General features: G+C 72.4%; 11 protein-coding genes and 1 pseudogene. 3 read left to right on the top strand and 9 right to left on the bottom strand.

Features of this window, described 5'->3' with window-relative positions:
• Both GA0115242_RS40950 and GA0115242_RS29280 read left to right on the top strand, forming a co-directional pair.
• Positions 1-1,367 (top strand): annotated as a pseudogene (locus tag GA0115242_RS40950) (hypothetical protein); the annotation flags it as partial.
• Between the two features lie 13 nt (positions 1,368-1,380).
• Entirely contained in the window at positions 1,381-1,779 is a 399-nt protein-coding gene (locus GA0115242_RS29280) for a hypothetical protein (protein ID WP_093833753.1), read from the top strand.
• A gap of 8 nt (positions 1,780-1,787) precedes the next feature.
• Here GA0115242_RS29280 and GA0115242_RS29275 read toward each other — a convergent pair whose 3' ends face one another.
• From GA0115242_RS29275 to GA0115242_RS29235, 9 genes are all read right to left on the bottom strand, one after another.
• Positions 1,788-2,546, bottom strand: coding sequence for a GntR family transcriptional regulator (locus GA0115242_RS29275; protein ID WP_093833751.1), 759 nt, complete (start codon positions 2,544-2,546; stop codon positions 1,788-1,790).
• A gap of 111 nt (positions 2,547-2,657) precedes the next feature.
• Complete coding sequence (gene deoC / locus GA0115242_RS29270; RefSeq protein ID WP_093833749.1) at positions 2,658-3,371, bottom strand: deoxyribose-phosphate aldolase; 714 nt, start codon at positions 3,369-3,371, stop codon at positions 2,658-2,660.
• Between the two features lie 155 nt (positions 3,372-3,526).
• On the bottom strand, positions 3,527-3,982 hold the full coding sequence (rbsD, locus tag GA0115242_RS29265) for a D-ribose pyranase (protein ID WP_093833747.1): 456 nt from the start codon (positions 3,980-3,982) through the stop codon (positions 3,527-3,529).
• Positions 3,983-4,061: 79 nt separating this feature from the next.
• On the bottom strand, positions 4,062-5,609 hold the full coding sequence (locus GA0115242_RS29260; RefSeq protein ID WP_093833745.1) for a sugar ABC transporter ATP-binding protein: 1,548 nt from the start codon (positions 5,607-5,609) through the stop codon (positions 4,062-4,064).
• Entirely contained in the window at positions 5,609-6,634 is a 1,026-nt protein-coding gene (locus GA0115242_RS29255; RefSeq protein WP_093833743.1) for a substrate-binding domain-containing protein, read from the bottom strand. Before GA0115242_RS29255 ends, GA0115242_RS29260 begins: the two co-directional genes overlap by 1 nt.
• 110 nt (positions 6,635-6,744) lie before the next feature.
• Positions 6,745-7,779, bottom strand: a complete 1,035-nt coding sequence (locus GA0115242_RS29250; protein ID WP_093833741.1) for an ABC transporter permease — start codon at positions 7,777-7,779, stop codon at positions 6,745-6,747.
• A complete protein-coding gene (locus GA0115242_RS29245) occupies positions 7,776-8,693 on the bottom strand; it encodes a ribokinase (protein ID WP_093833739.1) in 918 nt (305 codons plus the stop codon). The genes GA0115242_RS29250 and GA0115242_RS29245 overlap by 4 nt, the downstream gene beginning before the upstream one ends.
• Before the next feature lie 206 nt (positions 8,694-8,899).
• The gene (locus GA0115242_RS29240) at positions 8,900-9,634 is read right to left on the bottom strand and encodes a chitinase (RefSeq protein ID WP_093833737.1); all 735 of its coding nucleotides are present in this window, start codon (positions 9,632-9,634) and stop codon (positions 8,900-8,902) included.
• A 73-nt stretch (positions 9,635-9,707) separates the two neighbouring features.
• Positions 9,708-10,226, bottom strand: a complete 519-nt coding sequence (locus GA0115242_RS29235) for a lytic polysaccharide monooxygenase auxiliary activity family 9 protein (RefSeq protein ID WP_093833735.1) — start codon at positions 10,224-10,226, stop codon at positions 9,708-9,710.
• Positions 10,227-11,327: 1,101 nt separating this feature from the next.
• On the opposite strand from GA0115242_RS29235, the gene GA0115242_RS29230 reads away from it, so the two are divergent.
• Positions 11,328-12,376 (top strand): acyltransferase domain-containing protein (locus tag GA0115242_RS29230; protein ID WP_141721790.1); only part of this gene is annotated, 1,049 nt, incomplete at its 3' end.

The following is a 12,376-nucleotide window of genomic DNA, read 5'->3' as shown; positions in this document are numbered from 1 at the left end:
CCGCGGCGGGCGTCGCGACCGCGGCCGGGACGCTGGCGGCCCTCACCGTCCTCCTCGGCCTCACCGTCACGTCGCTGCCCCTGACCGGATTCGCGAGCTGGCTCTTCGGCTCCTACGGCAACGGCATCCCGGCCGCGCTCGCCTTCCTCGCGGCGCTGGCCACCGCGTACGCCACCGTCGTCCGGCACGACCTCGACGTCGACCGGGTGCTCCGCACCACCCTGACCCGCGAGACGTACGACCCCCGCGCGCACCCCGCCGCGCCCCCGCAGGAGTGGATCGCCCAGCGGCTCGCCGCGATCGCCGAGGCCCGCGACGGCAACGTCACCGTGTACAGCGGGTTCTCGCCCTGGGCCGGTTACCCGCAGGCCCTCGTCGAGTGGCCGCTGACCGTGCCGCTGCTGCCCGCATCCGACGCCGCCGGCAGCCGCCGCGGACCCGGCGGCACCGAGCCGTTCACCGTCCCCCAACTGGTCGCGCACGTACGGGAACAGCTCCACCGGGCCGTGCACCCCGAAGGCCCCGCCGACGCCGCCCCCCTCGACCCCGGCGACCCGCGGGCCGTCCTCGTCGTCGAGGACCGGGTCTTCGTGAACGGCACGACCGTCGGCGACGACGAACGGTTCATCCGGGACACCGCGCTCGCCCCGGCCGCCCGGCTCCCCGCCGAGGAGATCGAGCGGATCATGCTGGACCCCACCGGTGCCGTCCGCCACCACCTGGCGGTCCAACTGCCGCTCTGGGGCGGCGACATCGTCCCGACCGTCTTCCTGCACTTCGCCACCGTCGGCCGCACCCTCCACCTGCGGCTGGTCAGCCATCTGCTCGGCCCGGTGCGCGCCGGGTACCACCGCGCCGACCGGCTGCGCGGCCCCCTCGACGACGAGGCGCGGCGCGGCCTGCTCCTCGAAGCGCTCCGCCACACCGGCGCCCGCCTCGCCGCCGCCCCGCTGCGCGCCGACCGCCACTCCCGGTTCGAGTCCCGCCACGACCGGCGGATGACCGAGGAGATCAAGGCCATGGAGGAGGACCCGGAGTACGACTACGGCGCCCGGACGAGCATCCGCGCCATGGCGGCGAGCCCCGTCTGCCACAACTACTTCCAGATCGTGGACGCCGAACGCGTCCTCTCCCTGGTGCAGCGGCACACCCTGGCCGCGGTGGCGGAGTTCCTCGACGCGCGCGGCTACGACACCACCGACTTCCGCGAGCAGCAGCAGACCATCCTCAACCAGGGCATCATCCAGCAGGGCGGACTCAGCGTCGTCGGCAACCAGGCCGTCGGACCCGACGCCACCGCGATCCAGCACGTTCCCCGGCAGGGCGGCGCGGGCACCCCCGCCCCCGCGGCCCGCGCCACCCGGTAGAAGGGGCTCGACCATGCGCGACGACGACCGACGGCAGGACCCCCCGGTCAACAACGGGCTCATCATCAGCGGCGGCACCCACCACGTGGCCAACCAGGCCGTCGGACCCGGGGCGCGGGCCTTCTCCGGCCCGGTCTCCTTCCAGCTCCAGGACCCCGGCCGCACCGCCGAACTCCTCACCCGCGTCGAGCTGTTGCTCCAGACGCACCGCGCGGAACTCACCGACCTGGCCGCCACGACCCGCGAACTGCGCCGCCTGCGCGAGGAACTCGACGAGCCCGAGCCGCAGCCCGGCGTGCTCCAGCGGGCCCTGACCCGGCTCAACTCCTTCGTGCAGCCGGTCACCCCGCTCGTCGTGGCGGTCGGCGAACTGACCCGCTCGGTGGGGGAGTTGCTGCCCCCGGGGCACTGAGCCCCGCGCTACCGGCGCACCAGCAGGGACGTGACGCGCAGCCGGCCGCTGTGGATCCACACGTCCGAGTACTCCACCGGTCGGTCGTCGGCGAGATACGTCACCTGCTGGAGGTACTGCACGGGCGCGCCCTCGTCGAGCGCCAGCGCCTCGGCCACCGCCGGGGTGGCGGCCTCCGCGCCGAAGGTCCTGCGCGCGGTGGCGATCTTCAGCCCGTAGGTGCCCTCCAGGACGCCGAAGAGGCTGGCCGACGTGAAGTCGACGCGCTCGATGCCCGGCGTGAGGTCGGTGCGCACGAAGTTCGACAGGAGCGCCACCGGACCCTCGTCGGTGGCGCGCACCCGGGTCAGGCTCAGCACCGGCGTGCCGGCCGCCAGGTCGAGCAGCGCGGCGACCGGCTTCGGCGGCACGATCAGCGCGCACTCGCGCACCGTGGTGGTGGTGACGACGCCCTGGCTCGCGAAGTCCTCGGAGAGCGTGCTGAGCTTCTGGGCGATGGCGGGTTCGATCGTCGTCGAGGTGACGAAGGTGCCGCGCCCGCGGACCTGCCGCAGCAGGCCCTCCTCGATGAGGGTGGTCAGGGCCCGGCGCAGGGTGCCGCGGCTGACGCCGAACTCCTGCGCGAGCTCCGGCTCGCTCTTGAGGCGATAGTGCGCCGGCCACTCGCCGCTCGCGATCCGCAGCCGGATGTGCTCCGAGATCTGGACATGGATCGCCGTGGGGACATCACGCTGGATGCCCGGAAGTCCCCGTTCGTCGGCCGTCACGGTCGTCGCTTCTCCTTCTCGCGTCGGGCCGGAGGAGTCGGAGGGCTCCGGCCTCGGGTGGGCCGTGCCCCGGCCGCGGGCGGCGGCCGGGGCACGGCGGACGGGTGCGGGTCAGTAGCTGGCCGTCGAGTCGTCCCCGGTGTCGGTGATGATCGACAGCCCGGCGCTGGTGCCGAGCAGCGAGGCTCCCGCCCGCAGCAGGGCGAGGCCCTGCCGGTAGCTCTTGATGGAGCCGGACGCCTTGACCCGGACCCCGTCGCGCGCCCGCTCGACAAGGTAGCCCACGCTCGCCGGGTTCGCCGTCTCGATCTGCCCGCTGCTGGCGTTCTTCAGGAAGGCGGCGCCCGCCTCCATGGACAGTTCGACGGCCGCCTCCTTCTCCGCGTCGGTCAGCAGCGGCAGTTCGAGCATGACCTTGACGGGGAGTCCGCTGGCGCGCACGACGCCCGCGATGTCCTCGCGGAACTCGTCGTAGCGGCCGCTCTTGAGCCAGCCGATCTGCACGCCCATGTCAAGCTGGTCGGCGCCGAGCCGCGCTATCTCGGCCGCCTCGGCGGCCTTGCCCGCACTGGTCATCACGCCGACGGTCGGGAAGTCGAGCGCGGAGGCGACCTCGACGCCGGTGCCGCGCAGTTCGGCGACGACGACGGGCAGCCAGGAGGCCGGGACCATCGCGGCGTTGAAGCCGTGCGTGACGGCCTCACCCGCGTGGGCGATCATCTCGTCGCGGGTCGCGTCCGGGTCGATCTTGGTGTGCTGGATGTAGGGCGCCAACTCGGCCGGGGACAGCGTGAGTTCGGAGGCGGTGACGATGGTTTCGGACACGGGGTGATCTCCCTCGGATGGATGGCGGCGGGTCAGCAGGCACATCGGGTGCCGGTCTGCCCGGTCGGGGCCGCCGCGTGATGTCGTCCGCCGGTACGGCCGTCCGCGCGGGCGGGGCCGGTGGCGGACCGGTGCGGATCGCGGGCGCGGGCTTCTCAGACGCGGGACGCGTACTGCTCGGGGACGACGACGCCCTCGCCGCCGAACCAGCGGGGCGCGTCGACCCCGCAGTACAGGCCGACGTTGCCCCAGGGCTCGAAGGCACCGGTGCGGACCACGACCTTGGCCTCGCGGGCGAGGTCGCCGAGCACCTCGGCGTGCGGGCGGGTGCTGAACTCGGCGCCGGTGAACCGCTCGCGCAGCCAGGCGTCGAGGCGGGGGTTGTGGGTGGGGACGTCCTCGGCCCGCACCACGCCCTCGACGACCAGTTCGTCGGCGATCAGGCCGAGCACGGTCCGCAGGTCGGGCAGGTTCTCGGCGAGCGCGAGGTCGACGCGGTGCGCGGTGCGCGGCACGGGGAACCCCGCGTCCACGACCAGCAGCAGGTCGGTGTGGCCGAGGGTGGCGAGGGCCCCGCTCAGCTCGGCGTTGAGGATGCCGGAGCGCTTCATCGTTCGGTTTCCTTTCGTGGCGTTCGGCAGGGGGTGGGGCGTGCGGGTCCGGGCGGGCGGCGCGGGGGCCGTCCCGGTGTCAGGCGGCGGCCCGTGCGGTCCCGGTCGCCAGGGCCATGACGGACTCCTCGGTGGCGTCCGCGGTGTCGACGACGGCCACCAGTCGGCCCTCGCTCATGACGGCGATCCGGTCGGTGAGGGTGAGCAGTTCGGGCAGGTCGGAGGAGGAGCAGAGGATGGCGAGGCCCTCCTCGGCGAGCGCGAACAGCCGCGCGTAGATCTCCGCCTTGGCGCCGATGTCCACGCCCCGGGTGGGCTCGTCGAGGATCAGCACCCCGGGGTCGATGGCCAGCCAGCGGCCCAGCACCGCCTTCTGCTGGTTGCCGCCGGAGAGGCTGGTGATGGGCTGGCCCATGGTGGCCGTCTTCACCCGCAGCCGCCGCGCCTGCTCGGACGCCGCGGTGTCGAAGGCGCGGCGCCGCAGCAGACCGAGCCTGCTGAACGCCCTGGTGGTGAGCGCGCCGACGTTCTCGCCGACGCTCATCGTGGTCAGCAGCCCCTGCGCGCGGCGCTCGCCCGGCACGAACGCCAGACGCCGCTCGACGCTGGCGATCGGGTTGCGCCGGTCGTAGGCCCGGCCCAGCAGCTCCACGCTGCCCCCGGTGCCGCGCTCCCCGCCGAAGAGGTTGTGCAGCAGCTCCACCCGCCCGGAGTCGGGCAGTCCCGCCACCCCGAGGATCTCGCCAGGACGCAGGTCGAAGGAGACCCCGTCGTGCCGGCGGCCGCTCAACTCCCGCACCTTCAGGACGGGTTCGGCCTTGAGCGGGCCGGGCAGCGTCTCCCGGCGGGTGAACTGGCCCAGTTCGCGGCCGACCATGGCGGCGACCGCCCGCTCGGGCGTGGTGTCGGCGCTGCGCCAGGAGGCGACGTGGCCGCCGTCCCGCAGGACCTGGATGTGGTCGGCGAGCCGGAAGACCTCGGGCATCCGGTGCGAGACGTAGAGCATGGTCGTCCCTGCCGCCTTGAGCCGGTCCATCAGGGCGAAGAGCCGGTCCGCCTCGGCGGGGGTGAGCATCGCCGTCGGCTCGTCCAGGATCAGCACCCGGCAGCCCCGGGCGATCGACCTGGCCACCACGATCAGCTGCTGGGTGGCGAGGTCCAGGGTCCGCACGGAGGCGTCGGGGTCGAGCGCGAGGTCGAGTCCGGCGAGCAGTTCGGCGGTGCGCTCGACCATGCGGCGCCGGGACGGGAACCAGCGGCTGCCGGGTTCCACGCCGCTGAGCACGTTCTCCGCCACGCTGCGGTCGGGCAGCAGGGAGAGTTCCTGCGGGACGATCGCGACGCCGTGGCGGCTGAGCATGGTGCTCGGGTCGAAGGAGGTGACCTCCTCGCCGAAGACGCTCACCCCGCCCTCGCTGGGCGGCTGGAGTCCGGCGAGGATCTTCAGCAGGGTCGACTTGCCCGCGCCGTTCTCGCCGAGCAGTGCGGTGATCTCGCCCGCGGGGACGTCGAAGGAGACGTCGCGCAGGGCGCGGACCGGGCCGAAGCTGCGGGAGAGGCCGCTGACGCGGACCGCGGGGGCGCCGGGATCGGCGGGGCGGGAGGGCTCGTGGGCGGCGGTGGACATCAGTCCTCCACCGTGGCGTCGGCGAGGTCGGCGCGGGTGATGAACTGGGCGCCGGTGTCCACCCCGGTGATCTTCGTGCCCTTGGTGAGGAAGTCGTGGAGCACCTTGACCGCCTGGTAGCCCTGCTCGGACGGGTTCTGGCTGATGGTGAAGTCCAGGACGCCGCTCTTGACGTATTCGGCGGTCTGGGTGAGCAGGTCGAAGCCGCCCATGGCGAGGGAGTCCGCGCGTCCCGAGCGGGCGACCCACTTGGCGGCGGCGGTGGTCGAGCAGCAGTCGAGCCCGGCGACGGCGACCACTGAGGACTGCCCGGACATCGTCGACTCGACGGTGTTGTAGGCGGCGTTGGGCTCGTTGCCGACGTTGACCGGGCCGACGATCTTCAGCCCGCTGCCCTTCATGCCCTCCTCGAACCCGGAGAACCGGTCGTGCGACCAGCCGGCGCCGGTGTCGACGGAGAAGACCACGACGGACTTGCCCGCGACGTCGCCCTTGATCTTCTTGCGCAGCTCCTCGGCCTGCGCCTTGCCCGAGCCCTTGAGGTCCTGGCCGACGAAGCCCATCTGCTGGGAGTCGGGGTTGTCGGTGTTGAAGGAGATGATCGGGATCCCGGCCTTGTACGCCTGGCTGATCACCGGCTTGAGGGCGTCGCTCGACGCGGAGGAGACGGCGAGCCCGTCCACGGCCTTCTGCTGGATGAGGGTCTGTATCTCGGAGACCTGCTTGGCGGCGTCACCGCCGGTGGGGCCGATGAGGGAGACCTCGGCGCCCAGCTCCTTCCCGGCCCGCTTCATGCCCGCGGAGATCGGCGTGGCGAAGGCGAGGGACGGGTCGTGGTAGCTCAGCTTGACGCGCATCGGCTTGTGGTCGTCGAGCCGCTGCTGGATGTAGGGGGCGAGCTCGAAGGAGCCGTCCGAGGAACCGCCCGAGTCGGCGGCGGTGACGGCGCCGCACCCGGTCAGGGCGAGGGCTGCGGCGGCGGCCGTGGCGGCGGCGAGCGATCTGAGGAGGGTACGCGGGGACATGGTGACTCCTTTGTCGTGTCCGGCGGCGGGGTCGCGCGGGCGGCGGTGCGGGGTGGGAGAGGGGAGGCGGTGCGGGGCCTGCGGGAGGGGGCGGGGCGGTGCCCGCCGGGTCAGGCGCGGCTCTTGCGCCTGCGCTGCCAGGTGTCGGCCGCGACGGCGGCGACGATCACGAGGCCGGTGACCACGGTCTGCCAGAAGGACGAGATGCCCTTGATGTTGAGGATGTTCTGGAGCAGGCCGATGAAGGCGACCCCGATGACGGTGCCCCACATCGTTCCCGAGCCGCCGAACAGGGCGGCGCCGCCGATGATGACGGCCGAGATGACGGTCAGCTCCAGGCCCTGTCCGGTCACGCCCTGCACGTAGGAGAGGAAGGAGAGGCCGAGGACGCCCGCGAGGCCCGCGGTGAAGCCGGAGAGGACGAACGCGGCGAGCTTGACGCGCTTGACGTTGACGCCGACCAGCCGGGCCGCCTCCTGGTTGCCGCCCACCGCGTAGGTGTTGAAGCCGAAGCGGGAGCGGGCCAGCAGGACCACACCGACGGCGGCGACGGCCGCGAAGAAGACGAACTGCATCGGCACGACGCCGAACAGCCGTCCCTGGCCGAGCAGGTTGAACTCGGCGACGCCGGGCCGCGACGAACTCAGCGAGATCGGGGCGCCGTCGGAGATGAGCAGGGCGACGCCCCGGAAGACGCTGAGGGTGCCCAGGGTGACGATGAAGGAGGGGACGCCGAGGACCACCACGGCCAATCCGTTGACGAGCCCGGCCACCACGCCCACGACCAGTCCGACCAGCATCGCCGCGGGCCAGCTCCAGCCGTCCGAGATGAGCATGCCGGTGGAGATGGCGGAGAGCGCGTAGGTGGAGCCGACCGAGAGGTCGATCTCGCCGTTGAGGATCACGAAGGTCACGCCGACGGCCATGATGCCGATCTGCGCGATCTGCTGTCCCACGGAGAGCAGGTTGTCGGACTGCGCGAAGGTGGGCGAGAGCACGGTGCCCAGCACGAACAGCAGGACCAGCGCGGCGAACACCCCCGCCTCGCGGGCGTGCAGAAGTTTGCGCAGGGCCGACGGGAGCTGCCGGGCGGACCCGGTGCCCGACGCCGCCGGGGCGGGCGGGGTGGAGGTGGTCAGAGTCACGAGGCGTTTCCAATCAGGGCGTTCAGCTGGTCTCTGGTGGGAAGGGCGGGGACGACGCCCGCGACGGAGACGGTGTGGGCGCCCGCGGCGGCGGCGAACCCGGCCGCCCGCGTCACGGGCAGACCCTCGGCCAGGGCGACGGCGAGGGCCGCGGTGAACGAGTCGCCCGCGCCGGTGGTGTCGACGACGGCGCTCGCCCGGCACGGCGCCACGGCGGTGACCCCCGACTCCTCGGCCACGAGGGCGCCTTCGCCGCCCCGGGTGAGGACGGCGACGCCCCCGGTGCGCTCGCGCAGGGCCCGCACCAGGTCGTCGTCGCCGAGTCCGTGGGCAGCGTCGAGCCCGAGGAGGACCGGTGCCTCGGTCTGGTTCGGCGTGATCACGTCGATCAGCGGCCAGCACTCCGCGGGGAGCGGACGGGCGGGCGCCGGGTTGAGCAGGGTCCGGGTGCCGCACGCGCGGCCCAGGCGCAGCGCGGCGGCCACGGCCTCCTCGGGGATCTCCATCGAGACGACCAGGATGTCCGCGGCGGCGATCTCGGCGCGGAAGCGCTCGACGGCGGCGGCGTCCAGTTCGTCGAGGGCGCCGGGGGCGATGGCGATGCGGTTCTCCCCGGACGGCTCGACCAGGATGAACCCGACCATGGTGGGCGCCGTCGCGGTCAGCACCTGGTCGGCGCCGACCCCCTCGGCCCGCCACAGCTCCCGCGCGGCGCGGCCGAAGTCGTCGTCGCCGACGGCGGTCAGGAGCGCGACCTCGGCGCCCAGCCGGGCGGCGGCGACGGCCTGGTTGCTGCCCTTGCCGCCGGGGCCGGGGGCGAAGGACCCGCCGGAGACCGTCTCGCCGGCGGCGGGCGCCTTGGGGACCCGCATGGTCAGGCCGGCTCCGTAACTTCCGACTACCGCGATCTTCATCGACACACCACTTTGTGTATGGACAACCATGGACAAGCGAGAGAGTAGGTACAGGGATGTCCATAGTCAACGGGTGTGCAAGAAGTGTTTTCCGGCCGCCGACCACGGACTTTCGGACAACGACCGGAGGGTGTTCGCGTCACCCCGGGGAACGCGTCAGGGCCGCCCCGGAGGTTCCGGGACGGCCCTGACGGGGTGGTGCGGGGTCAGCAGGTGAGGTTCGCGCCCGGGTCGACGCCCAGGATCTGGCTGAAGCGCTGGTAGGCGTCGACGCGGCTCTGGACCTGCGCCGGGTTGCCGCCGTCGCACTCCAGGCTGCCGTTGATGGACCGGATGGTCTGCCCGAACCCGGCGCTGTTGACCATGGCGTCGTGCGCGGTCATCGTGCCGGGCCCGTTCTGCGTGTTCCAGTACCAGAGGCCGGTCTTCCAGGCCACGGACGCGTCGTTCTGCACGAGGTCCGGATTGTTGAGCAGATCGATGCCGAGCGCGTCACCCGCGCTCTTGTAGTTGAAGTTCCAGCTGAGCTGGATCGGGCCGCGCCCGTAGTACTTGTCGGTTCCCGCCGGGCAGCCGTAGGGCTGTGAAGTGTCGCAGTAATGCGGGTAGTTGGCGGTGTTCTGCTCGACGACGTAGACGAGTCCGCCGGTCTCGTGACCGACGTTCGCGAGGAAGGCGGCGGCCTCCTGCTTCTTCACCGTGTCGCTGCCGGTGTTGCTGAATCCGGGATAGGCGCCGAGCGCGTCGGTGAGTCCGCTGTAGGTGTAGAAGGAGTTCCGGCCCGGGAACATCTGGTCGAACTGCGCCTCGCTCACCACGAATTCGGCGGCGGCGGTTGAGGGGGCGGCCTTCTGGGCGACGGCGGCCGGGGCGAGCGTCAGGGTGCAGAGCGCGGCGGCGGCGCCGGTGGCGGCCAGCAGGCCGATCTTGTGGGCGTGCACGGGTGACTCCTGTCGATCGACGCGTGGGGGGAGGGTGCGGGGAGGGACAAAGCGTGCGGCCTCGCGGGGCCGGTCAGCCGCCGACGTTGACGTCGATGCAGGCGTAGAACGCGTTGTCCGTGTCGGCCACGTTCCAGACGGCGAGCACCTTCTGCGGGCCGCTCAGGGAGCCGAAGTCGACCTGGTGGTCGACGGTCGCGCCCGGCTGGGCGCCGCCGTCGTCGAAGAGGGCGATGCGCTGACCTGCCACGTAGTACTCCCAGGTGCTCGTGGAGTGCCGTGCGGTGAGCTGCCAGGAGAAGGTCGTGTTCTTCGCGACCGGGGTGACGGTCCAGCCCTTGCCGTCGTCGTCCAGCTCGGCGAACCGGTCGTTGCCGCCGCTGCAGCTGGTCAGACCCTTGGGGCCCTCGACGCTCTGCGGCTCGTAGGTGATGTCCCCGCAGGAGACCGTGCCGGCGGCGCACTGCGCCTGGCGGCTGGGCGGGTCGGAGATGTAGCCGTGGGCGCTGGCCGACGCGGCGGGCAGGCTGACGGCGACGACGGGGGCGAGGGCCGCGCCGATGAGCAGGGCGGTCTTACGTCCCTTGTGCATGCGGAACTCCTTCACTTCAGGCCGCCCCGAGCGCACGGTCGTGGGGGACCGTACGAGCGGACACGGCCACTCGTGGGTGGGGCCAAGAGGCGCGAAGGTGACGCGCGCTCACCGTCCGCGCGGGGAGGCGGGAGCGTGGGGTTCGCCCGAGCAACTCCCCATGCGAAGCGGTGAGTTCTGTTGGACTAGACCATACAAGCGGGTCGCGCGAACGTGTCAAGGGTGCGGAGCGCGATCGTCCGCACCACGCGCCGCCCGCCCTGCCGCCGTCGCGTCGCACAGGCGAACGACGAACGCGGTGACCTGGGGAGGGGCGGCGGGCCGGGGGTCCGCGGAGGCGGTGGCGCCGGGCGGGTTCCGGTGACCGGTTTCCGGCCCGCGGGGCACCGGCTTGTCTGCGCCGTCGGAATCAGGTCAACCGGGTGGCCGGGGCGCGATCGGCCGGGAGACCGGCGCTCGTCGGCCGGGAGACCGGGACTCATCGGCCGTCCCGCGGTTTTCCGGTGACAAAAGCTGACACGGACTCATCTTTCCGCCTCGCCCGTGGAATGGCCGAATGTCGCGTCGGTCCCCGCGCCGTTCGGGCACGGCCGCGCGGGTGCGCGTCGGGGGCCGCTGCCCGGATCGTGCCCGATCGCAAACGCGTGCGACCACCCGAACGGGCTTTTCTGTACCGTCGAATTCCATTCGAATGTCCGGTAGTAAATCATGAGGAAACGCCCATACCGAACCACCCGATGGGTGTCGAAAGCGTGGCTAACATGTCAACTCGGGCGGCAGCAAGGGCGCCTGGGTCCCCTTGGCCAATTGGAATACATGATCCGGTTAGGCCGAAAGTGGCCGCCTAAATATCATTGCTCCCGCGGAAGACGCCCGGATACCGTGAATATGGGTCTCGCCGGACGAGAAACACGAAGGAAACAATTTCCCGCCGAGGCCCTATTCCCTTGGAACTCCCACTCAGGTACAGCGCGCCCAGTGAACATGTGTCGTCGGTTTTCTTGCGCCGTCGTGGCGTTTCGGAGCCCGGCTCGCGGATGAGACAACTCCGGCGGCCGGTACGGAAATGAGGGTGATGCACAGGTGGATGCTGTCTTTGTCATGCCCGGAACTGTGGCCGCACCGCGCGGAGGTGTCCTCCGCGACCTCTACGACCGTTACGAGACCGTCCGGGACGCGCTGTCGCGCATCGACAAGGCAGCAAGGGGCCTGGGCCTCCCCGACATCAGCACCCGGCTGATCGAGGCCGACGGGACGAGCGAGAGGCGCGGCCCCGAGGTCCAGTACCTGGAGATCTTCGCCGTCAGCCTCGCGACGCACCACATGCTCGTCGCCGAGGGCGTCGAACCCGTCGCGATCGTCGGACAGAGCATCGGCGAACTGTGGGCGCTCGCCGCCGCGGGCCACCTCCCCGTGGAGGACGCCGCGCGGCTGGCCGTCGCCCGCTCCCAGGCGCTCACCAGGCACGGCTGGCGCGGGAAGATGCTCGCGGTCGGCGTGGACGGCCGCCGCGCCGAGTCGCTCGCCGGTCTGATCGACCACCCCCATCTGGTGCTCGCCTGCGAGAACGCCCCCCGGCAGAGCGTCATCAGCGGCCCCGAGGAGCTGATCCGGCACGTCGAACGGGTGGCCGACTCGCTCGGCTGGCCGAGCCTCCCGCTGGACGTCCCGCACCCCACCCACACCCCCGCCATGGCGCGGGCCGCACGGGACCTCCGCGAGTCCGCGCCCCGCGGCGCCTACGGCTCCGGACGCTGGCGGGTCCGCTCGCCCTGGCTGGGCCGCGACGTCGGCGACGACGACCCGGTCGACCTGGTCGCGGGCGCCCTCACCGCCCGGGTCCGGATGCTGCAGACGGTCCGCGAACTGCACGCGGCGGGCGCCGACGCCTTCGTGGAGTGCGGGGAGTGGCCCGTCGTCACCAAGTTCGTCGAGGCGTCGATCCCCGGCGTGCGGTGCGTCGTCCCGCTCAGCGAGGCCGACCCGGTCGCGGCCGTCCGCGAGGTGGCCGACGACACCCTGGGGTTCGCCCCGGTCAGGACCGCCCCCGTCCGGACCGCCGAAAGGATCCTGCCCTCCCCGAGGACGCGCGTCCCCGAGCCCGCCGCCGCGCCGGTCGCCGTCGTCGAGGCGCCGCCCCGCGTCACCGT

This window comes from Streptomyces sp. SolWspMP-5a-2 (assembly GCF_900091845.1).
In the GTDB taxonomy this organism is placed as follows: Bacteria; Actinomycetota; Actinomycetes; order Streptomycetales; family Streptomycetaceae; genus Streptomyces; species Streptomyces doudnae.
This window is presented reverse-complemented; position numbering and strand designations above follow the sequence as displayed.